General features: G+C 57.9%; 19 protein-coding genes and 1 pseudogene. 5 read left to right on the top strand and 15 right to left on the bottom strand.

Going from position 1 to position 22,376, the window contains the following annotated elements; all coding sequences use genetic code 11:
• Positions 1-78: 78 nt before the first annotated feature.
• Genes ACMWLG_RS04055 through ACMWLG_RS04045 form a run of 3 tightly spaced genes read right to left on the bottom strand, consistent with a single transcriptional unit; the run spans position 79 to position 2,994 of the window.
• Positions 79-549, bottom strand: coding sequence for a DUF1456 family protein (locus ACMWLG_RS04055; RefSeq protein ID WP_045402911.1), 471 nt, complete (start codon positions 547-549; stop codon positions 79-81).
• A 46-nt stretch (positions 550-595) separates the two neighbouring features.
• Entirely contained in the window at positions 596-1,315 is a 720-nt protein-coding gene (btsR, locus tag ACMWLG_RS04050) for a two-component system response regulator BtsR (protein WP_023312443.1), read from the bottom strand.
• Positions 1,309-2,994 carry a sensor histidine kinase gene (locus ACMWLG_RS04045; RefSeq protein WP_045402907.1) on the bottom strand — a complete coding sequence of 562 codons (1,686 nt, stop codon included), beginning with the start codon at positions 2,992-2,994 and terminating at the stop codon, positions 1,309-1,311. The genes btsR and ACMWLG_RS04045 overlap by 7 nt, the downstream gene beginning before the upstream one ends.
• 217 nt (positions 2,995-3,211) lie before the next feature.
• On the opposite strand from ACMWLG_RS04045, the gene mlrA reads away from it, so the two are divergent.
• Both mlrA and ACMWLG_RS04035 read left to right on the top strand, forming a co-directional pair.
• A complete protein-coding gene (gene mlrA / locus ACMWLG_RS04040; protein WP_045402904.1) occupies positions 3,212-3,952 on the top strand; it encodes an HTH-type transcriptional regulator MlrA in 741 nt (246 codons plus the stop codon).
• A 69-nt stretch (positions 3,953-4,021) separates the two neighbouring features.
• Complete coding sequence (locus ACMWLG_RS04035; protein WP_008500895.1) at positions 4,022-4,135, top strand: protein YohO; 114 nt, start codon at positions 4,022-4,024, stop codon at positions 4,133-4,135.
• Here the strand turns inward: ACMWLG_RS04035 and ACMWLG_RS04030 are convergent.
• The 5 genes from ACMWLG_RS04030 to bglX all read right to left on the bottom strand — a co-directional run bounded on the left by ACMWLG_RS04030 (position 4,110) and on the right by bglX (position 10,304).
• Positions 4,110-4,847: an ABC transporter permease gene (locus ACMWLG_RS04030; protein ID WP_045402901.1), complete on the bottom strand. Its 738-nt coding sequence runs from the start codon at positions 4,845-4,847 to the stop codon at positions 4,110-4,112. The genes ACMWLG_RS04035 and ACMWLG_RS04030 overlap by 26 nt on opposite strands.
• Entirely contained in the window at positions 4,831-5,781 is a 951-nt protein-coding gene (locus ACMWLG_RS04025) for an ABC transporter ATP-binding protein (RefSeq protein WP_045402898.1), read from the bottom strand. Before ACMWLG_RS04025 ends, ACMWLG_RS04030 begins: the two co-directional genes overlap by 17 nt.
• Positions 5,774-6,931, bottom strand: coding sequence for an ABC transporter permease (locus ACMWLG_RS04020; RefSeq protein WP_045402895.1), 1,158 nt, complete (start codon positions 6,929-6,931; stop codon positions 5,774-5,776). Before ACMWLG_RS04020 ends, ACMWLG_RS04025 begins: the two co-directional genes overlap by 8 nt.
• A gap of 12 nt (positions 6,932-6,943) precedes the next feature.
• Positions 6,944-7,861, bottom strand: coding sequence for an ABC transporter substrate-binding protein (locus tag ACMWLG_RS04015; protein ID WP_023312449.1), 918 nt, complete (start codon positions 7,859-7,861; stop codon positions 6,944-6,946).
• A 145-nt stretch (positions 7,862-8,006) separates the two neighbouring features.
• Positions 8,007-10,304 carry a beta-glucosidase BglX gene (gene bglX, locus ACMWLG_RS04010; protein ID WP_045619287.1) on the bottom strand — a complete coding sequence of 766 codons (2,298 nt, stop codon included), beginning with the start codon at positions 10,302-10,304 and terminating at the stop codon, positions 8,007-8,009.
• Positions 10,305-10,493: 189 nt separating this feature from the next.
• On the opposite strand from bglX, the gene dld reads away from it, so the two are divergent.
• Both dld and ACMWLG_RS04000 read left to right on the top strand, forming a co-directional pair.
• Complete coding sequence (gene dld / locus ACMWLG_RS04005; RefSeq protein ID WP_045402889.1) at positions 10,494-12,242, top strand: D-lactate dehydrogenase; 1,749 nt, start codon at positions 10,494-10,496, stop codon at positions 12,240-12,242.
• Between the two features lie 112 nt (positions 12,243-12,354).
• Entirely contained in the window at positions 12,355-12,909 is a 555-nt protein-coding gene (locus ACMWLG_RS04000) for a GNAT family N-acetyltransferase (RefSeq protein ID WP_023312452.1), read from the top strand.
• A 141-nt stretch (positions 12,910-13,050) separates the two neighbouring features.
• Here ACMWLG_RS04000 and pbpG read toward each other — a convergent pair whose 3' ends face one another.
• Positions 13,051-13,974 carry a D-alanyl-D-alanine endopeptidase gene (pbpG, locus tag ACMWLG_RS03995; RefSeq protein ID WP_023312453.1) on the bottom strand — a complete coding sequence of 308 codons (924 nt, stop codon included), beginning with the start codon at positions 13,972-13,974 and terminating at the stop codon, positions 13,051-13,053.
• Between the two features lie 167 nt (positions 13,975-14,141).
• Positions 14,142-14,729: a Yip1 family protein gene (locus ACMWLG_RS03990; protein ID WP_023312454.1), complete on the bottom strand. Its 588-nt coding sequence runs from the start codon at positions 14,727-14,729 to the stop codon at positions 14,142-14,144.
• A 157-nt stretch (positions 14,730-14,886) separates the two neighbouring features.
• On the opposite strand from ACMWLG_RS03990, the gene ACMWLG_RS03985 reads away from it, so the two are divergent.
• Positions 14,887-15,459: a DedA family protein gene (locus ACMWLG_RS03985; protein ID WP_045402886.1), complete on the top strand. Its 573-nt coding sequence runs from the start codon at positions 14,887-14,889 to the stop codon at positions 15,457-15,459.
• Between the two features lie 49 nt (positions 15,460-15,508).
• Here the strand turns inward: ACMWLG_RS03985 and ACMWLG_RS03980 are convergent, their stop codons facing one another.
• From ACMWLG_RS03980 to licT, 5 genes and pseudogenes are all read right to left on the bottom strand, one after another.
• A complete protein-coding gene (locus tag ACMWLG_RS03980) occupies positions 15,509-16,273 on the bottom strand; it encodes an SDR family oxidoreductase (RefSeq protein WP_072254611.1) in 765 nt (254 codons plus the stop codon).
• A 50-nt stretch (positions 16,274-16,323) separates the two neighbouring features.
• A complete protein-coding gene (gene mdtQ, locus ACMWLG_RS03975) occupies positions 16,324-17,742 on the bottom strand; it encodes a multidrug resistance outer membrane protein MdtQ (RefSeq protein ID WP_045619292.1) in 1,419 nt (472 codons plus the stop codon).
• A gap of 326 nt (positions 17,743-18,068) precedes the next feature.
• On the bottom strand, positions 18,069-19,463 hold the full coding sequence (locus ACMWLG_RS03970) for a glycoside hydrolase family 1 protein (protein ID WP_045402880.1): 1,395 nt from the start codon (positions 19,461-19,463) through the stop codon (positions 18,069-18,071).
• A 12-nt stretch (positions 19,464-19,475) separates the two neighbouring features.
• Positions 19,476-21,442, bottom strand: a pseudogene (bglF, locus tag ACMWLG_RS03965) (PTS beta-glucoside transporter subunit IIABC).
• Between the two features lie 24 nt (positions 21,443-21,466).
• Complete coding sequence (gene licT / locus ACMWLG_RS03960; RefSeq protein ID WP_045402873.1) at positions 21,467-22,300, bottom strand: BglG family transcription antiterminator LicT; 834 nt, start codon at positions 22,298-22,300, stop codon at positions 21,467-21,469.
• Between the last annotated feature and the right edge of the window lie 76 nt (positions 22,301-22,376).

Raw genomic sequence — 22,376 nt, 5'->3', positions numbered from 1 at the left:
TTTTTATGGCGTTTTGTTTTCTCCCTCTCCCCGTGGGAGAGGGTTAGGGTGAGGGCATCAGGCCGCACCCTACCGCCTTTACGCCTTGGGGTGATGCACCCGGTGGGTCAGCCCGCGCAGGAAATTTCGCAGAAACTGGTCGCCGCACTCGCGGTAATTTTTATGATCCGGCGCGCGCATCATGGCGGTCACTTCCGGCACGGATACGCGGTATTTTTGCTCCGTCATGATCGCCACGATATCGTCCGTTTTCAGCGAGAACGCGATGCGCAGCTTTTTCAGTACCGTGTTGTTGTTCACGCGACGCTCCAGTGCCAGTTCTGGCGCAGCCGGATCTTTGCCACGCTTATCGTAAATCAGGCCGTTCAGGAAACCCGACAGAATAATGTCCGGGCAGCGAACGAAGCCCTCTTCGTCTTCTTTGGTCATCCAGGTATCGAAACCTGCAGACGTGGATTCCATGTGCGACAGCGCAAGAATGCGCACCATGTCATTATTGTTTGCTTTCAGGGTGTAGCGCAGGCTACGAAGAATGTCGTTACTTAGCATAGAGCCTTCGAATGTCGATGATGCAATGGCGCGCAGTGTACCAGTTTTACAGCCCAATCGCCTCTTTCAAACTCTTGAGATAGCGACGGCTAACGGGTACCGTTTGCCCGGCACGCAGCACCAGCTCGGCCTGGCCGTTATCTTCCAGGCGAATCTCTTTCAGGTGCGCCATGTTCACCAGATACTGGCGATGGCAGCGGATCAGCGGCGTGCGGCTCTCCAGCGTGCGCAGGGTCAGCTCGGTAAATCCTTCATTCCCTTCCGCGCTGGTGACAAACACCCCGCTCAGGCGGCTGCTGACAAACGCCACATCATCCATCTGCAGAAGATAAATCCGGCTGTGCCCGGTGCAGGGGATAAACTTCAGCGGCTGCTGATTTTCCGGCAGCAGCGTGACGTCCTGGACGGTTCGCTCCTGGCGTAAACGGGTGAGCGTTTTTTCCAGACGCTTCTCTTCAATCGGCTTGAGTAAATAGTCAAACGCGTGCTCCTCAAAGGCCTTAACGGCATATTCGTCGAACGCCGTCAGAAACACGATATAGGGGCGATGCGCCGGGTCGAGCATGCCGACCATCTCCAGCCCGCTGATGCGGGGCATCTGAATATCGAGGAACAACACGTCCGGGCGCAGCTTGTGCACCGCGCCGATGGCCTCAATGGCGTTCGCGCACTCACCCACAATCTCAATATCCGGCTGCTCCTGCAGCAGAACGCGCAGGTTTTCTCGTGCCAGCGGCTCGTCATCCACGATCAGCACTCTTAACATGCGTTTTCCTCCAGCGGCAGTCGTACGGTAATACGGGTAAATCGGTCTGGCTCACAGGCGACGCTAATCCCACAGTCGTCGCCAAAATGGGCGCGCAGGCGTTTATCCACCAGGCTCATCCCCAAACCGCCGGAGGCGGAAGGCTGATAAAGCCCGGCATTATCTTCAATATCCAGCACCAGATGGTGGTTGAAACGGCTGGCGGCAATGGTTATCTCCCCCGTTCCCAGAAGCTGTGACGTGCCGTGTTTAATGGCGTTTTCGACAATAGGCTGCAGGGTAAAGGCCGGGAGATGCTGATACGCCAGCTCGTCCGGAACGGAGAGCGACACCTGCAGGCGCGACTGGAAACGCGCCTGCTCGATCTGCAGATAGGCATTCACGTGCTCAATCTCATCGGCGAGGGTCACGATCTCGGACGGCCGTTTCAGGTTCTTACGGAAAAAGGTCGACAGAAACTGCACCAGCTGCGCGGCCTGATCGCTGTCGCGGCGGATCACCGCTTTGAGCGTGTTGAGGGCATTAAACAGGAAATGCGGGTTGACCTGAGCATGCAGCAGCTTAATTTCGGACTGCGTCAGCAGGGCTTTCTGCCGTTCATACTGCCCGGCGAGGATTTGCGCGGACAGCAGCTGGGCTATCCCCTCCCCCAGCGTGCGGTTGATGGAGCTGAACAGACGGTTTTTTGCCTCATACAGCTTGATAGTCCCCATCACCCGCTGATTTTCCCCGCGCAGCGGAATTACCAGCGTGGAACCCAGCTTGCACTGCGGATGCAGCGAACAGCGGTAAGGCACTTCGTTACCGTCGGCATACACCACCTCACCGGTTTCGATGGCGCGCAGCGTATAGGCTGAGGAGATCGGTTTACCCGGCAGATGGTGATCGTCCCCTGTGCCGGTAAAGGCCAGCAGCCGCTCGCGGTCGGTTATGGCCACCGCGCCGATATCCAGCTCCTTGTAGAGCACCTGCGCGACCTTCATGCTGTTTTCTTCGTTAAACCCCTGGCGCAGGATCCCTTCGGTCGAGGCGGCGACCTTCAGCGCCGTGGCGGAAAACGCCGAGGTGTACTTCTCAAACATAGCGCGCTTGTCGAGCAGAATGCGCATAAACAGCGCCGCACCCACGGTGTTAGTCACCATCATCGGGGCGGCAATGCTGTTGACCAGGTGCAGCGCATCTTCAAACGGACGCGCAATGAGCAGAATGATCGCCATCTGCGCCATTTCGGCCACAAAGGTAATGGCACCTGCGGTGAGCGGGCTGAAGACTTTATCCGGACGGCCGCGCTTAATCATATAGCTGTGCACCAGGCCGCCGAGCAGCCCTTCCACGATCGTGGAGATCATGCAGCTCAGGGCCGTCATCCCGCCCATGGAATAGCGATGCAGCCCCCCGGTTAAACCGACAAGGCCACCGACGACGGGACCGCCCAGCAGCCCCCCCATCACCGCGCCAATCGCGCGCGTGTTGGCAATAGAGTCTTCGATATGGAGACCAAAATAAGTCCCCATGATGCAGAAAATAGAGAAGGTGACGTAGCAGAGCAACTTATGCGGCAGACGAACGGTGACCTGCATCAGCGGGATAAACAGGCGCGTTTTGCTCATCAGCCAGGCAATGACAAGAAACACGCACATCTGCTGAAGCAACAGCAGCACCAGATTAAACTCGTACATACTCAAAACCGCACACGCTAAAAACGCGTAACATACACTGATGCGGGGTTACTTTCTTTGAAGCATTCCAAAAAAACACAAAATCGTGTCCGTTATCACACCTTTTCCTGAATATCGTGCATGCTTCGCATTGTTTGTTCAAAAATCAATCAGTCCTTCCTGGTTCGCAAAAGTGGGTCTACAGTTAAGCTGGGAACGCGTAAGCCAGGGGGCGAATATGGCGTTTTACACGATAGGTGAAGTGGCACTCCTTTGTGATATCAATCCCGTTACCCTACGGGCGTGGCAGCGACGGTATGGATTGCTCAAACCGCAAAGGACCGACGGCGGGCATCGCCTTTTTAATGAGGCCGATATTGACCGCATCCGCGAGATTAAGAGCTGGATCGACAACGGGGTGCAGGTCGGCAAAGTGAAGTCTCTGCTGAGCCACGACGACCCGGACACGCAGCACCTCTGGCGCGAACAGCAGGAAACCCTGCTGCGGCTCCTGCAGGCAGGCAACCTGCAGCGCCTGCGCGGATGGATAAAAGAGCAGGGTCGCGATTATCCGGCGCAGACGCTGATCTCCCATCTTTTCATTCCGCTCCGTCGACGCCTGCAGTGCCAGCAGTCTACCCTGCAGGCGCTGCTCAGCATGCTCGACGGGGTGCTGATCAACTATATTGCCGTCTGCCTTGCCTCGGCGAAGAACAAAGCCGGAAAAGATGCGCTGGTAGTCGGCTGGAACGTGCACGATACCACCCGCCTGTGGCTGGAAGCGTGGATTGCTACCCAGAAGGGCTGGCGCGTGGATGTTCTGGCGCACTCGCTGGCTCAGCTTAAGCCTGAGTTTTTCGACGGCCAGACCCTGCTGGTCTGGTGTGGCGAAGTGCCGTCCGCCACGCAGCAGCAGCTTCTGATGGAATGGAGAGAAAATGGTTACCCGGTTTATTCCCTTGGGCCGGATGAGCCATAACGGCATTTAATGGTTCATTAACAGCTGCGCTTCACCGTATAATTGTTCCGTTAACAACAGGAGCACATGATGAAGGCAACCAAACTGGCCATTATTACCCTTTTTGTCCTGATGGCCGTGAGCGGTATCGGCGGCGTGATGCTGGCAGGGTACTCGTTTATTGTTCGCGGCGGTGTCGGCTGAGGTACAGCGTCAGCCGCTCAAAAAGGCGATCGACGACGATGGCCGCCAGCGCGACCAGCACCGCCCCCTGCACAATATAAGCCGTATTAAACCCGCTTAAGCCGATAATGATCGGCGTCCCCAGCGTATTGGCACCGACCGTCGACGCAATGGTCGCCGTCCCGATGTTAATGATGACCGACGTGCGGATCCCGGCAATAATAACCGGCGCCGCAAGCGGCAGTTCAACCTTGCGCAGCCGCTGGCCGCGACTCATCCCCATCCCTTCTGCCACGCTCAGCACTGACGCCGGTACCGCCGCGAGGCCCGCTAGCGTGCCCTGCAGCACCGGCAATACGCCGTATAGAATCAGCGCAATGATCGCCGGCTGCTGACCAAAGCCCATCACCGGAACCGCTATCGCCAGCACCGCCACCGGGGGAAACGTCTGACCAATGGCCGCAATCGTCTCCACCAGCGGGCGAAACTCCCGACCCGCAGGCCGCGTGATCGCGATGCCCGCCCCCACGCCCAGCACGATCGCGACAGCGCTTGAGAGCGCAACCAGCCAGAGATGCGCCAGGGCGAGATTAATAAAGCTCTCCTGCTGATACACCGGCCGCGGCAGCCCGGGAAAAAGGCTGTTAAACAGCGCCGCGCTGTGGGGCATCAGAAACAGCAAGGCGACAAAGAGCGCTACCAGCCAGAGGAGCGGATCACGCAGTGCATTCACGCGTCACCTCCCCGGCTAGCAGATCGCGAAAATGTAAGGTTCCGCATGGCGTACCGCGCGAGTCCGAGACGGGCAATACCTCGCACTGGCGCGCGACAAACGCCGAGAGGGCATCCCGCAGGCTCATCTGCGCCTGCAGCGGTTCGCCGCTGACCGGCACCTCCTCCCGACGCATATAGTCGCTGACCGTCCGCAGGGAGAGCAGCCTCACGCCCAGCTCGCTGCGGCCAAAAAACTCGCGCACAAAGTCGTTCTTCGGCCATGTTAATAGCTTAAGCGGCGAGCCCTGCTGCACCACTTCGCCATGATCCATCAGCACCAGATGGTCGGCCAGGCGCAGGGCTTCATCAATATCGTGCGTCACGAGAACGATCGTGCGCCCGAGAATGCGGTGAATGCGGGTCATCTCCGCCTGCAGCGCGCCCCGTGTGACCGGATCCAGCGCGCCGAAGGGTTCATCCATCAGCAGCACCTGCGGGTTAGCCGCCAGCGCGCGCGCCACGCCCACGCGCTGCTGCTGGCCTCCGGAAAGCTGGTGCGGATAGCGATCGCGCAGCGCGGGCTCCAGGCCCAGGAGCGCCATGAGTTCATCCACCCGGTCAGCGATTTTTGTCCGCGACCATTTCTCCAGCTGCAGCACGGTGGCGATGTTCTGCGCCACCGTCCAGTGGGGAAACAGGCCGATAGACTGAATGGCATAGCCCATCCGGCGACGCAGCTCCAGCACCGGCAGGCTGCGGATCTCTTCTCCGGCAAAGCGGATCACCCCGCTGTCATGCTCAACCAGGCGGTTGATCATCTTCAGGGTGGTGGATTTTCCCGAGCCCGAGGTGCCAATCAGCACGGAAAACGCCCCCTCGGCAAAGTTCAGGTTCAGATGGCTCGCCGCCGGGCGACCGGCAAAGGTTTTACTGACATCATGAAATTCAATCATTGGCTCTTCTCCTGAGCAGCGCGAGCCATAAGGCAAACAGCGCGTCGACGACAACCGCCAGCGCAATCGTGGGCACCACGCCCAGCAACACAAGATCGAGGGCACTGCTGAGCAGCCCCTGGAACACCAGCGCGCCAAAGCCGCCCGCACCAATCAGCGCCGCAATCACCGCCATGCCGACGGTTTGTACCGCCACCACCCGCAGGCTGCGCAGCAGCAGGGGCAGCGCCAGGGGGAGCTGAATTTTCCAGAAACACTGCCGCGCGCTCATCCCCATCGCATGGGCGCTTTCAAGCACATCCGGCGCGACCTGGCTCAGGCCCGCGACCACGCCGCGCACCAGCGGCAGCAGCGCATACAGCACCAGCGCGATAAGCGCGGGCGTTAACCCCGTTCCGGCTATGCCAAGCGTTCCCAGCACCGGAAATGACTTCACCAGCCCCGCCAGCGGGGCAATCAGCAGGCCAAACAGCGCGACGGAAGGTATGGTCTGGATCACGTTGAGCACGGCAAAGACCCCACCCTGGCGTGAAGGATGACGATAGCACCACATGCCGAGCGGTATCCCGATCAGCAGAGCCGGGATCAGCGTGCCAAAAAGGATCGTCAGGTGTTGCGCCAGGGCATCATCAAACACCTCCTGACGGTTGGCGTACTCTTTCAGCAACGAGAGATTGTTCAGCTCACCGCTGAACAGCAGGAACAAGGGAATACACCATATCTGCGCGTTGAGCACCCAGCGCCAGACGGCGCTGGAGATGAGTCGACGAATGGCATCGCTGCTGGCCAGCAGACACAGCGCCAGCCACAGCCAGAGGCCGCTGCCCACCGTGGTTCTCGCCAGCGGGCTTTCCCCCGACGCCATATGCGTCGCCGCCTGCCCGGCTCCCCAGAAGAGGAGGATAAATAGCCCTTCAGCAAGGAGCAGCGTCAGCCACTGCGCCGTGCGCCCTTGCCAGAGCGATAGCGCAACCCACGCGCCCAGCGCCGCGGCCAGCCACCACGGCGTGAACGCCCACACTTCCCAGAGATAGCGCCCTTCCCCTGACATCAGGCGGTTAGGTGCGACATTCACAAACGGCAGCGCGACCGCGGCGATGGCCACGCAGGCCAACAGCAGCAGTACGCGGTTATGACATTTTATTGGCACAGCCCTTTCCCGTTACTTCACAAGCCCTTGTTGTTTCAGGAAGTCGGCGGCCACTTTTTTGGCATCCAGCCCCTCGACGGCAATGCTGGCATTCAGCTGTTGCAGCGTTTTTTCATCCAGTTTTTCGAAGACCGGTTTGAGCCAGTCGGCAATCTCCGGATAGGCTTTCAGCACCGACTCACGTACGACCGGGGTCGGAGCGTAAATCGGCTGTACGCCTTTTGGATCGGTCAGGGTTTGCAGGCCGAGCGCCGCCACCGGGCCGTCTGTGCCGTAGGCCATTGCCGCGTTAACGCCAGAAGTTTGCTGCGCCGCCGCCTTGATGGTTACCGCCGTATCCCCGCCCGCCAGCGAGAGCAGCTGCGCCTGGTCGAGCTTGAAGTCGTAGGCTTTTTCGAACGCCGGGAGCGCGTCAGGACGCTCGATAAACTCCGCGGACGCAGCCAGCTTAAAGTCGCCCTTCTCTTTCAGATAGCGGCTGAGATCCGCCAGAGACGTCAGCTTACCTTTCTCCGCCACGTCCTTGCGAACGGCGATAGTCCAGGTGTTGTTGGCCGGGGCCGGCGTCAGCCAGACCAGCTTGTTCTGTTCCGCGTCGAGTTTTTTGACTTTCTCATACCCGGCTTTGGCGTTTTTCCATGCCGGATCGTTTTCATCTTTGAAGAAGAATGCCCCGTTGCCGGTGTATTCCGGATAGATATCCAGCTCGCCGGAGGTAATCGCCCCGCGCACGACGGGCGTGGTGCCCAGCTGAACTTTATTGACGGTTTTTACGCCGTGGCTTTCCAGCACCTGCAAAATAATATTGCCGAGCAGCGCGCCTTCGGTATCGATCTTTGAGCCCACTTTTACCGGCTCCGCCGCCTGTAACGGCAGACTCAGCGCCGCCAGCAGCACCGCAGATCCCAACATCCCCTTTGCAATCGTCATTCCGCTATCCTCATTTTTTTATCGCCTTTTTCAGAGGCTTGAGAGAAAAGCGTAGCTTAAAACAGCGGATTTACCCGGCAAAATGCCTTTTTAGCATAACGTAAGACGCATCCCCCGGAAGTCGGGGGATGCAAAGGAGGGAAAGTTACAGCAGCTCGAACTCGCCTTTATTCACGCGGGCGGAATCCACCCCGATAAAGACGTTAAACTTGCCTGGCTCCGCATCGTATTTCATCTGCTGGTTCCAGAACTTCAGCGCGTCCACGTCAATCGGGAAGCTGATGGTTTGGGTTTCGCCAGGCTTCAGATTGACCTTCTCGAAGCCGCGCAGCTGTTTAACAGGACGGCTCATCGAGGCGGTGACATCCTGAACGTACATCTGAATCACCGTTGCCCCTTCGCGCTTGCCGGTGTTGGTCACCTCAACGCTGGCGGTAACTTTGCCGTCACGCTTCAGGGTCGGTGCCGACATTTTCACGTCAGAAACCTTGAAGGTGGTGTAGCTCAGGCCGTAACCAAACGGATACAGCGGGCCGTTAGCTTCGTCGAAGTAACGGGACGTGTACTTGTTCGGCTTATCGGCGTTATACGGGCGACCGGTGTTCAGGTGGCTGTAGTAGACCGGGATCTGCCCGACGGAGCGCGGGAAGGACATCGGCAGCTTGCCCGACGGGTTGTAATCACCAAACAGCACGTCGGCGATGGCGTTACCGCCTTCGGTACCGGCAAACCAGGTTTCCAGAATGGCGTCAGCCTGCTGGTCTTCCTTCACCAGCGCCAGCGGACGACCGTTCATCAGCACCAGCACCAGCGGCTTGCCGGTGGCTTTCAGGGCGGCAATCAGATCGCGCTGGCTCTGTGGAATGGTGATATCGGTACGGCTGGAGGCTTCGTGCGCCATACCCTGCGCTTCGCCCACGACCGCAACAACGACGTCAGACTGCTTCGCGGCGTTCACCGCCTCGTCAATCATCTCCTTCGGCGTGCGCGGATCGACCTTCACCGCTTCCTCATACTGGTTGAGGAAGGTCACGATGTCTTTATCGTTGGTGACGTTCGCCCCTTTGGCGTAGACCACTTTGGCGTTTTCACCGACGGCACTCTTGATACCGGTCAGCACGGTCACGGACTGGTCAGCCACGCCCGCAGCAGACCAGCTGCCCATCACGTCGCGCTTGCTGTCGGCCAGCGGGCCCACTACGGCAATGGTGCCGGATTTTTTCAGCGGCAGCGTGTCGAGGCGGTTTTTCAGCAGCACCAGGCTTTCGCGCGCCACGTCACGCGCTTCTTTGCGGTGCAGACGGCTTTCGGCGTTGGTATCTGCCGGGTCAGAATCCTTCGGCCCCAGATGGCTGTACGGATCGTTAAACAGCCCCATGTCGTATTTCACGTTCAGCACGTGGCGCGCGGCATCGTCCAGCTCCGCCATCGTTACCTTGCCGCTCTTCACCAGCCCCGGCAGGTATTTGCTGTAGTACTCGTCGCTCATGCTCATGTTGATGCCGGACTTGAGCGCCACGCGCACCGCGTCTTCCGGATCGGAGGCGGTACCGTGTTTAATCAGCTCTTTAATCGCGCCGTGGTCAGAAACGGTGATGCCCTTAAAGCCCCACTGGTCGCGCAGCACGTCTTTCAGCAGCCAGGAGTCAGAGGTCGCAGGCGTGCCGTTCAGCGAGTTCAGCGCGACCATCACCGCGCCGCTGCCCGCATCCAGCCCCGCCTTGTACGGCGGCATGTAGTCGTTGAACAGGCGCTGCGGGCTCATGTCGACGGTGTTGTACTCTTTGCCGCCTTCAACCGCGCCATAGGCCGCGAAGTGTTTGACGCTGGTCATCACCGAGTAGCGTTCCGCCGGGCTTTTGCCCTGCATCGCTTCCACCATGGTTTTACCCATCGTGGAGGTTAAATATGTATCTTCACCAAAGCCTTCCGAGCCGCGGCCCCAGCGCGGATCGCGCGAAACGTCCACCATTGGCGCCCAGGTCATGTTCAGGCCGTCGTCCGCCGCTTCATAAGCCGACACGCGCCCAACGGTTTTCACCGCGTCGAGGTTAAAGGAAGAAGCTAAACCGAGGCTAATCGGGAAAACGGTACGCTGGCCGTGCACCACGTCATAGGCAAAGAACAGAGGAATTTTCAGGCGGCTGAGATCCATCACCTGATCCTGCATCTTGCGGATATCCTGGCGGGTGACGGTATTAAAGATGGCCCCTACCTGCCCGTCTTTGATCATCTCGCGGATGGCCTCTTTCGGGTTATCCGGACCGACGCTGATAAGACGCAGCTGGCCGATTTTCTCATCAACCGTCATTTTCTTGAGCAATTCCGTGACAAACGCGTCCCGTGCTTCAGGCGTGAGCGGGTGATTACCAAACAAATCCTCTGCCAGCGCAAGTTGCAGCGCCAGGCTGACGGCGACACCTACAGAACATAGCCATTTCATGTCGTTTTACTCTCTCATCAATAACCGCCGGACGATCTCGGCCATACCGTGCGAAAAGCGCAGTGTGCCACAAACCCTCGAAACGTTGCAGGGTTATTCTCTGATTTTTCTCGTGAATACTCGACCGCTTAACAGTTAATCGCGCTATGCTTTACAGCGAGAAATTTGCCCCACCACAAGGAGTGGAAGATGACTTCTGTTCGAAGAAACGATAACACGGCTTTTATTAACGAACTGTCGCGCCTGGTTGGCTCCTCTCACCTGCTTACCGACCCGGCCAAAACCGCCCGCTACCGCAAAGGTTTCCGCTCCGGTCAGGGTGAGGCGCTGGCGGTGGTCTTCCCCGGCACGCTGCTGGAGCTGTGGCGCGTGCTGAGCGCCTGCGTCGCCGGCGACAAGATTATTTTAATGCAGGCCGCCAATACCGGCCTGACCGAAGGCTCCACGCCAAACGGCAACGATTACGATCGCGACATCGTGATTATCAGCACCCTGCGCCTTGACAAGCTGCACCTGCTGGATAAAGGCGAGCAGGTGCTCGCATTCCCCGGCACGACGCTCTACTCCCTGGAAAAAGCGCTTAAGCCGCTGGGCCGTGAGCCGCACTCGGTGATTGGCTCCTCCTGTATTGGCGCCTCAGTGGTTGGCGGGATTTGCAACAACTCCGGCGGCTCGCTGGTGCAGCGCGGCCCGGCCTACACCGAGATGTCGCTGTTTGCCCGTATTGACGAAAACGGCAAGCTGACGCTGGTGAACCATCTGGGAATCGATCTCGGCGTGACGCCAGAGCAGATTCTCAGCAAGCTTGACGACGATCGCGTGAAGGACGAAGACGTGCAGCACGACGGCCGCCACGCGCACGATCACGACTACGTGACCCGCGTGCGGGATATCGACGCCGATACGCCGGCGCGCTACAACGCCGACCCGGACCGCCTGTTTGAATCCTCCGGCTGCGCCGGGAAGCTGGCCGTGTTTGCCGTGCGTCTGGATACCTTCCCGGCGGAGAAAAAGCAGCAGGTGTTCTACATCGGTACCAATCAGCCTGAGGTTCTGACCGAAATTCGTCGTCATATTCTGGGCGAATTTACCCATCTGCCGGTGGCAGGCGAGTACATGCACCGGGACATTTACGACATCGCCGAGCGTTACGGCAAAGATACGTTCCTGATGATCGACAAGCTCGGCACCGACAAAATGCCGTTCTTCTTCACCATGAAGGGCCGCACCGACGCGATGCTGGAGAAAGTGTCGCTGTTCAAACCCCACTTCACCGACCGCTTTATGCAGAAGCTGGGCAACGTTTTCCCGGCGCATCTGCCGGAGCGAATGAAAACCTGGCGCGATAAGTACGAGCATCACCTGCTGCTGAAAATGGCCGGGGACGGAATTGCCGAAGCGCAGTCCTGGCTGACCGAATTCTTCAAAACCGCCGAAGGGGATTTCTTTGCCTGTACGCCTGAAGAGGGCAGCAAAGCGTTCCTGCACCGTTTTGCCGCCGCAGGCGCCGCCATCCGTTATCAGGCGGTGCATTCCGAAGAGGTGGAAGATATTCTGGCGCTGGATATCGCCCTGCGACGTAACGACACCGAGTGGTTTGAGCACCTCCCGCCGGAAATCGACAGCAAGCTGGTGCATAAGCTCTATTACGGCCACTTTATGTGTTATGTCTTCCATCAGGATTACATCGTCAAAAAAGGGGTCGATGCGCACGAACTGAAGGAGCAGATGCTCGCCCTGCTGCGTGAACGCGGCGCACAATATCCTGCGGAACATAACGTCGGGCATCTTTATAAAGCCCCTGACGCACTTAAGCAGTTTTATCGCGAGAATGACCCTACAAACAGCATGAACCCCGGCATTGGTAAAACAACGCGGAAGAAATACTGGAAAGAAGAGGCAGATGCGGAGCAGCGCGTAACGCAAGCGTCTGATTAATTCCTACAGCCAAATTTGAGAGATTGTTTAGCGTGCCTTAATCGTAATAGAGTAACCGTCTGACGCCGGAGGAACGTTTCTCCGGTTTTCTATAACGAGGAGCAGGCACATCATGTCGGCTATTGATGTTTTATCCGAGACCGAACTGGAAGTGCGCGATGCCCTTCCCGATGATGTGCATGCCATCACCGCCATCTATGCCTGGCATGTGCTGCACGGGCGCGCGTCATTTGAAGAAGTCCCCCCTACCATCGACGAAATGCGTCAGCGTATGAAAAGCGTGGCTGAGAGCGGTTTGCCGTGGCTTATCGCGCTGTATCGCGGCATCGTGGTGGGCTACTGCTACGCCACGCCTTACCGCCCGCGACACGCCTACCGCTATACCCTGGAAGAGTCGATTTACGTGGATGCCAGCATCACCGGGCGCGGTTTTGGTTCGGCATTAATGGATGCGCTAATCGCCCGCTGCGAGCAAGGCCCGTGGCGGCAGATGATTGCCGTTGTGGGAGATGGCAACAATAATTCCGGCTCGCTGCGGCTGCATAAAAAGCATGGCTTCGTGATTGTCGGTCAGCTGCGCAGCGTAGGCTATAAGAAAGGTGACTGGCGGGATACGGTGATTATGCAGCGCTCGCTCAACGATGGGGACTGGACGCTCCCGGAATAAAGACCGTGCAGTCTGGTGCCCTCACCCCGACCCTCTCCCACAGGGAGAGGGAGAAAACAAAAAACGGTAACATAAGTTACCGTTTTTCGTTATCTCGTAGGCCGGGTAAGGCGAAGCCGCCACCCGGCGTTGACGGACGACTCAATCGTTCTGCGCCGTCGCCATCTGTTCCGCTTTCTGCTTTTTATACGTCAATGCTGCGGCCGGAACGGGCTGCACTTTCCCGGTTTCAATCCAGGTACGCAGGCGGCTCGCGTCCGCGAAGTGGGTATATTTGCCGAAGGCATCCATCACCACCAGCGCCACCGGTTTACCGTTAAACACGGTGCGCATCACCAGGCAGTGTCCTGCCGCGTTGGTAAAGCCGGTTTTGGTTAACTGAATATTCCAGTTATCGCGGTATACCAGATGGTTAGTGTTGCGGAACGGCAGCGTATAGGCCGGGTTCGCAAAGGTCGCCATCTCTTCACGGGTGGTGCTGAGCTGACCAATCAGCGGATACTGTTTGCTGGCAATCAACAGTTTCGTCAGATCGCGGGCCGTGGAGACGTTGTTGATCGACAGTCCCGTCGGTTCAACATAATGCGTATTGGTCATTCCCAGCGCTTTGGCTTTTGCGTTCATCGCGCGGATAAAGGCGTCGTAGCCGCCCGGATAGTGGTGCGCCAGGCTCGCCGCCGCACGGTTTTCAGACGACATCAGCGCCAGCAGCAGCATATTTTTACGGCTGATTTCACTGTTCAGACGCACGCGAGAGTAGATCCCCTTCATCTCCGGCGTATGGCTGATATCCACTTTCAATTTTTCGTCCAGCGGCAGATGTGCATCAAGCACCACCATCGCGGTCATTAATTTGGTAATCGAGGCGATCGGGCGCACCAGGTCCGGATGGCTGGCGTAGATCACCTTATTGGTGTTGAGATCGACAATCATCGCGCTGCCGGACGCAATTTGCGGCTGAGCGGCAGCGGCGGTCACCGCAGGCGTTTTAGCGACGGCCGGCACGGCAGCGGACGCGCCCAGCAGCAGCGCCAGGCTAAGTAAAGAGACTCGGAATTTCAGCATGGTGAGACTTCTGATAATTATTCACGCACGTCATGACGTACACCGCCTGTATCAACGGATAAACACAGGCTGGCTTCGGCATCATAGCGGTCACCGGGCGTTGTCGCCAGCGGATAATCGTGAACAGATGCTGCATTGCTGGCATTTACGCCAGCAATGCAGTGAACTCAGAAGAGACGGTATCCGTAACCCCAAAGAATAACCGTCAGCGCCAGTAGCGCCTCCAGTACCAGCACCCCAATAGCGAGTGTTGAACTGGAAAAACTCAGGCCTTCTTCTTTATTGATATTCAGGAAGGTTGGAACCCCCAGATACAGCAGATACCCGGTGTAAAAGAGGGCAATAGTACCGATCAGCGCGCACAGCCAGACCAGTGGATAGAGCGCAACAATACCGCTTAAGAACAGCGGGGTCGCGACATATCCGGCAAAGACCATACAGTGCGCCAGCGATGGACGTTGCGGGTAGTTACGCGCCATCCAGTGAATGACACGCCCCATTACCGCCACACCCGCCAGCATCAGGCCATAAAAAACGATGGCCAGATAGAGCCCGGTAAACCAGGAAAGCTGAACAACGGTGCCGTCACCGAAGTTCCAGCCGATTTGTGTTGTTCCGATAAAGGCGCATATTACCGGCACCGCAGCCATCAGCAGCACGTGGTGCGTGTAATGATGCGAGACCGTTTCGTTCTCACTTTTAATGACATGCATCTCACGATCGGGATGGGAGAAAAGTCCCCAGACATGGTTCATAGCGCCCCCTTGTTGTCGGCCCGTCAGCGATACCTTAAGTATAATGCAGGCTTTAGATTATTTTCTGTACAGTGGGAAATTTCCGTTGATTTCCCCGCTGTTGATTCATGGGGTATATGATTAAACGAGGTAAGCAGAGGGAGATTACATTTACGTAATGGATATTAACGCACTCATTGAACAATATGGATATGCCGCGCTGGTCGTCGGTAGCGTGGCAGAAGGTGAAACCATCACGCTGTTAGGCGGCGTCGCCGCGCATCAGGGATTGCTGAAATTCCCGCTGGTCGTCGCAGCGGTCGCGCTCGGTGGAATGATTGGCGATCAGCTGCTCTACTTTCTCGGGCTGCGCTTCGGGCCCACGCTGCTTAAGCGTTTCGCAAAGCATCAGAAGAAAATCCGTCGCGCTCAACGGCTCATTCAACGTCATCCCTATCTGTTCGTCATCGGCACGCGCTTTATGTATGGCTTTCGCATTATCGGGCCGATACTGATTGGCGCCAGCCATCTGCCGCCAAAAATTTTCCTGCCGCTCAATGTTCTTGGTGCGATTGCCTGGGCGATGATCTTTACGACGCTCGGCTACGTAGGGGGCGAAGTGATTGGCCCGTGGCTGCATAATCTCGACCAGCATCTGAAGCACTGGGCGTGGCTGATTCTGGTGGTGGTGGCGGTGATTGGGGTCAGGCTGTGGCTGAAGCATCGGGAAAAGACGCGGAATGAGGAGTAGCCGGGTGCGGCCTGATGCCCTCACCCTCTCCCACAGGGAGAGGGGAAAACTACCCCTCCTGCTTAAACTGCGGGTTCGCCAGCATAAAGCCCCCGTCAACAATAAACGATTGCCCCGTCGTGTAGCTGGCGTCGCTGTCGCACAGCCATGCCACCAGGCTGGCTATCTCTTTGGTGTGGCCCGGCCGCGCCAGCGGGATTTCCGGCATTGAACCCTCCTTCACTTCGCTGTCGTCCATGTCGTTCATCGGTGTGGCAATGGCGCCCGGCGCGACGGCGTTCACCAGAATGTTGTGCTTAACCAGTTCCATCGCCATGGATTTGGTTAACCCGCCGAGCGCGTGTTTTGCCGCCGTGTAGGCGCTCGCCTCTGGCAGCGGCGTGTGCTCATGCACCGAGGTAATGTTCACAATCCGCCCCCCTTCCCCTTGCTTCACCATCTGGCGGGCGGCAATTTGTGAACAGAGAAACGCGCCGTCCACGTCGACGGTGAAAATGTTCCGCCAGTCGTCAAACGGCATCTCAAGGAACGGCGCTTTGGTCATCGCACCCGCATTGTTGACCAGCACGTCCAGCCGACCAAAACGCGCAATCAGCGTTTCAATACCCTCTGCGCCTTCCGGCAGCGTGCTTAAATCAAGATGGATAGCCTCTGCGCGCTGCCCCTGCGCTTCAACTTCGCGGCAGGTTTCCAGCGCTCCTTTTTCATCCGAGTGCCAGGTGACGCCAATATCAAACCCGCGCTCTGCGAGCATCAGCGCCGTGGTTTTACCAATCCCGGAATCCGATGCGGTCACTATCGCTACTCTGGTCATACTCACCTCCTGAAAAACTGCAAAGAGGTAAGTATAGATAATGACCATTTTTAGCCATGATGATAACCGCCGCCCAGCGCCGAGGTGAGCTGCAGCGTGGCGTCGACATACTGGCCTTTCAGCATCAATCCGGCGAGGTCTTCCCTGAGGGCCGGGATCCTGGCTTCACTGACCCGCGAGCCCGCAACGATCCCCGCGCTGAAACGCGCCTGCGCCAGCGCCACAACCCGCGCCGCATCTTTTTCAACCTGCTGCTGATGGCGGTTCTTCGCCGTCAGCGTTTCGACTTCGCTGGCCGTGCGCGCCACCTGATTGACCGCTTCGACCACCGCTTTGTTGTAGTTTGCCACCGAGAGATTATTTTGCGCCTGGGCGATATCCAGACTGGCGTTCAGCCTGCCGCTGTCGAAGATCGGCAGCGTCAGCCCGGCGGTCACGCCCATCTGCTGCGCTGAAGCGCGAAACAGATCGCTCAGATGGAGGGCATCCTGCTGTAGGAACGCCATCAGGTTCACGTCAGGATAGAAAGCCGCTCTCGCGGCCTCCACCTCGCTCATAGAGGCTTCGATATACCAGTGTGCCTCCTGAAGATCCGGGCGGCGTGCCAGCAGTTCATAACCGAGCGTCGACGGTAGCGCGGCGTCGACCGTCGGCAGCGCATGCCGCGTAAGCGTTACGGAGGAAGAATTCGTCAGCGCGACCAGACGCGCCTCGACGGCTTTCATCTTCCCGTTGACTTCTGCCAGCTGCTCTTCGGTTTTGTTGGCGTTGATATCAGTTTCCACCCCCTCCACGGAGGAGGTGATCCCATGCTGATACAGTTCGCGATCGGCACCAATGATGTTGTCCTGCTCATGTTTGATCTGCGCGAGTACCTCCCCCGTGGCGGCCTGAGTTTGCCACTCCCAGTAGAGCCGCGCCACGCTGCTGGCCAGCAGCTGGCGGGTTTGCTCCAGCTCCGCTTTTTGCGCATTCACTTTGCCAATCCGGGCCTCGACCCGGGCGCGATTTTTTCCCCACAGATCGAGTTCCCAGCCAGCGGTCAGGCCAAAGGTGCCGTTGGTGTACCACGGCCCGGTGGTGCCTGCAGCCGGGTCGGTAAAGGCAAAAGGCCCCATCAGCCCTTCGGCGGACATTTTCTGGCGTTCCGCATCGGCGGAAAAATCAATCTGCGGACCGTCAGCGGCCATCGCGGCTTTGGCCTGGGCTTCGGCAAGCGTAATGCGCTGACGGGCAATCTGCATATCCGGTGCATCGCTCAACGCTTTCGCAATCAGCCCGTTAAGCTGGTGATCGTTATACGCTTTCCACCACTCATTTTTCGGCCAGTCCTGATGATTCAGAACCGTATTCACCGACGCCGCCGCGGTTTGCGTTTTAAGGGGAGATACCGTGGCATGTTCAGGCGCACAGGCTGCCAGAATAAAAGCGAAGGGAGCACTCAGAGATAAAATAAGAGAACGTTTCATTACGCCATAAACTCAAAAAATAAAGGCGCACGTTACGCTCGATATCGTTCATTTTTTTAGTAACGCGTGGCAATCCGCAAATTGTCATACATTTTAATACCCGGAAATTTATTCCCAAAGAGAATGATTAAATCCAATGCATTCACGCCAAATATAAATACGCTGCTACACTTATTCAGGACATCCATGAGCGGGAGAAAGGAATGAAAATATTACTGTGGGTTATTTTAATTATATTTCTGATAGGGCTCTTAGTGGTCACCGGCGTATTCAAGATGATTTTCTGATCTATTTGCCCGGCTCTGCGCCGGGCAAGGTTCCTGATATCAAACTTTCAGCGAAGCCCCTTTCGTAGCAATAACCTCTTTATACCAGTAGAAACTTTTCTTACGGCTGCGCGCCAGCGTGCCCTTTCCGCTGTCATCGCGATCGACGTAAATAAAGCCGTAGCGCTTAGAGAGTTCAGCTTTAGACGCGCTCACCAGGTCGATTGGCCCCCAGCTGGTATAGCCCATCACCTCAACGCCGTCGTCAATCGCTTCACGCACCTGCACCAGGTGGTCGTTAAGGTAGCTGATGCGATAGTCATCCTGCACCACGCCGTTCGCATCCGGTTTATCCTTCGCCCCCAGGCCATTTTCCACGATAAACAACGGCTTCTGATAGCGATCCCAGAGCACGTTTAACAGGGTACGCAGGCCGATGGGGTCAATCTGCCAGCCCCATTCGGAACTTGCCAGATGCGGGTTAGGCACCATGCTCAGGATGTTGCCGCGCGCCTGCTGGTTGAGGGCCTCATCCGCGGTGACGCAGCCCGTCATGTAGTAGCTGAAGGAGATAAAATCGACGGTCGATTTCAGCGCCTCGCGGTCGGCATCCGTTACCTCAAGCTGAATACCGTTGTCGCGGAAGAAGCGCTGCATATACCCCGGATAGGCGCCACGGCACTGCACGTCGCCAAAGAATTGCCACGCGCGGTTTTCCTGCAGCGTCTCCAGAACATCTTCCGGTTTGCAGGTCAGCGGGTACATCAGGCCGCCCAGCAGCATGTTGCCGATTCTGGCATCCGGGATAATCTCGTGGCAGGCCTTCACGGCCAGCGCGCTGGCCACCAGCTGGTGGTGGATCGCCTGGTACACCTCCCCTTTGCTGCTGGTTTCCGGCAGGCCCACGCCGGTCATCGGCGCGTGAAGAGACATATTGATCTCGTTGAAGGTCAGCCAGAGCTTCACCTTCTCCTTGTAGCGCGCAAACACGGTGCGGGCGTAGCGCTCGAAGAACCCAATGGTCTGGCGGCTGCCCCACCCGCCGTACTGCTTCACCAGCCCCCACGGCATTTCGTAATGCGAGAGCGTCACCAGCGGGGTAATGTTGTGCGCGGCCAGCTCGTCAAACAGCCGGTCGTAAAACGCCAGCCCCGCTTCGTTAGGCTGCTGCTCGTCGCCGTTCGGAAAAATACGGGTCCAGGCAATGGAGACGCGCAGGCAGCTAAAGCCCATCTCAGCGAACAGTTTGATGTCTTCCGGGTAGCGGTGATAGAAGTCGATGGCGACGTCCTTGATGCCGCTGTCGCCCGCCACGCGCTGAACCACCGGGCCGAAGACACCCTGCGGCTGAACGTCTGAGGTGGACAGCCCTTTCCCCTCCTCCAGATACGCGCCTTCTACCTGATTCGCGGCAACCGCGCCGCCCCATAAAAAATCGTCCGGGAAAGTTTTCATCACGTTCTCCTGTTATTGATGGCTTACGCTGAGTAACGGCGCACCGGCACTGACGGACGTTGCCGCCACGGTCACCACGTCACGATACTCATCGCTGTTACTGATAATGATCGGGGTCGCCAGGTCGTATCCGGCATCGATAATCGCCTGTCGGTCAAACTCCAGCAGCAGATCGCCGGGCTGCACCCTGTCGCCCACCTTCACGTGGGCGGTAAACGGCCTGCCGTCGAGCTTCACGGTGTCGATCCCCACGTGGATTAACACTTCAATACCGCTGTCGCTGAGCAGGCCGATGGCGTGTTTGGTCTGAAACAGCGAGGCCACCACGCCGGCAAACGGGGCCACCACTTTGTTATCGGAGGGAATAATCGCGGCACCGCTGCCCAGCAGGCCGCTGGCAAACGTGGTATCCGGCACCTGGTCGAGTGCCAGAACGGTGCCGGTCATCGGTGCCAGCACATCGTTTTCACCCGCTGGCACAACCGCCTCGGGCGCTGCGCGTCCCGGCATGCCCGCCACCAGCGTCAGGCCGCAGCTCAGCACCAGCGCTACCGCGGTGCCGATCACGCCGCCCCACAGCGTGGCGTTTACCCCGCCCGGCGGAATCATCTGGGCGATGGTAAAGATATTGGCGAAGCCGAAGGAGTAAACGTGGGTATCGCTGAAGCCGACAATCGCGCCGCCGATAGCTCCCGCCACGCAGCCAAAGATAAACGGGCGGCGCAGCGGCAGGTTTACCCCATAAACGGCCGGCTCGGTAATACCAAATATCCCTGCCGTCACCGATGAACCCGCCAGCATTTTCTGACGGGCATCGCGGGTACGCAGGAAGATCCCCAGCGCCGCCCCCACCTGACCAAACACCGCGGGCAACAGCATCGGCAGCATGGAGTCATGCCCCAGCACCGCCAGGTTGTTAATCATCAGCGGCACCAGCCCCCAGTGCAGGCCAAAAATAACGCAGACCTGCCACAGCGCGCCCATCGCCGCGCCCGCCAGCCACGGTGCCAGAACGTAAATACTCTGATAGCCGTTCGCCAGCATCTGGCTCAGCCAGGTCGCCAGCGGCCCGATAACGAGGAAAGTCAGCGGCACGGTCACGCCCAGACAGATCAGCGGCGCGAAGAAGTTTTTCATCGAGGACGGCAGCAGCCTGGTGCTCTGTTTTTCCAGCCAGCAGCTCACCCACGAGGCGAGAATAATCGGGATCACCGACGAGCTGTAGTTAAACCAGGTGACAGGAATGCCCAAAAAGGCGTCCGATACCGCGCCCGGCTGCTGGCTGGCGTTAAACGCCGCAATCATCATCGGATGAGTGAGCGCCCCGCCGATCACCATGGTAATAAACGGGTTGCCGCCGAATTTTTTCCCGGCGGTATAGCCCAGCACCAGCGGGAAGAAGAAGAACAGCGCGTCGCTGGCGGCGAACCAGATTTTATAGGTGCCGCTTTCGGTGGTGAGCCAGCCGCAGACAACTGCCAGCGCCAGCAGTCCTTTCAGAATACCGGAGGCCGCGAGAATGCCGATAAACGGGGTGAAGATCCCGGAGACGATGTCAATCAGGCGGCCCAGCAGATTCCCTTTTTCTCCCTTCTCTTCCACGACGGGCGCGTCATCGGTAAGGCCTGCCTCATTGCGCACCGCCTGCCAGACGTCGTGGACGTGGTTGCCAATCACCACCTGAAACTGGCCGCCGCTTTCCACCACCATGATCACGCCCGGGTTTTTCTTGAGCCCTTCCGCATCCGCCCGTTGATTCTCTTTCAGTTTGAAGCGAAGCCGTGTCGCGCAGTGTACAAGACTGACGATGTTCTCTTTTCCGCCAACGTGGCCGAGAATATCCTTCGCTAAAGCCTGGTATTCCATCTCGATTTCCTTACATCCGATGCCTGCAGGCACCTGTTGACTGAGTACAAAAAATAAAAAAACCCGAGAACGTCCTTCTTACGAAAGCCGCGCTCAGGTTTTGCCTGCGTGATGCAGTAACAATCCTGTTTTGAGGCTTAACGCCCCTCTTTTCTCACCCGCTCGATATGAATGGCGAGGAACATAATTTCTTCGGTCGTCAGCTCACGCTGATAGCTTTTGTTCAGGTGCTGGGCGATTTTCTCGGCGCATTTCCACGCTTTCGCGTAGTTGTCTTTTACCGCCGTATGCAGCGAGACGTCGTCATCTTCCACCACGGTGCGGGTGAGCATCCGCTGGGCAAAAAACTTCAGGTGGGTGACGAAACGCTGATAGCTGAGCGAGTCTTCATCGTACTCAAGCTGCAGCTGATACTTCACCAGCTGCAGGATCTCCTGCATCACCCGCGTAACGTGCATCACTTCCGGCATTTCGCTGTTCAGCTGCGCGGTGACCAGATGCAGCGCGATAAACCCGGCCTCATCCTCCTCCAGCTCGACGTTCAGGCGTCTGGCGATAATGGCCCGCGCCTCCTGCCCTAATTCGAACTCCTTCGGATACAGCCGTTTAATATCCCACAGCAGCACGTTTTTGATGGCCAGCCCGTTCTTCTGCCGCTCAATCGCAAAGTAGCAGTGGTCGGTGAGGGTGATATACAAACTCTCCTGCAGCTTGCCCAGCCGCTGCGCCGCCAGCGCGATGATGCGGTCGCAGGTGGTCATTACCTCCAGCGGAATTTGACTCAGCAACTCCCCGAGTCGACGCACCAGTTCATCGCTTTGTAACGCAAACACCTTTTCAACCAACGCGGTATCCAGCGCTTCACCGACGCGCTTCTGAAAGGCCAGCCCACGACCCATCACCACCTGTTCGCGCCCGCGCTCATCCTGAACAACCACCACGTTATTATTGAGTATCTTGGCGATTTTCATCTGAACCCCAGAAACAAAAAAACCTGACCTCCGGCAGATGCCAGAAAATCAGGTTTTGCCTGCCTAAGCAGTAACA

This window comes from Enterobacter sp. 01-M-02-SI-ECC, from assembly GCF_047530595.1.
In the GTDB taxonomy this organism is placed as follows: Bacteria; Pseudomonadota; Gammaproteobacteria; order Enterobacterales; family Enterobacteriaceae; genus Enterobacter; species Enterobacter cloacae_M.
This window is presented reverse-complemented; position numbering and strand designations above follow the sequence as displayed.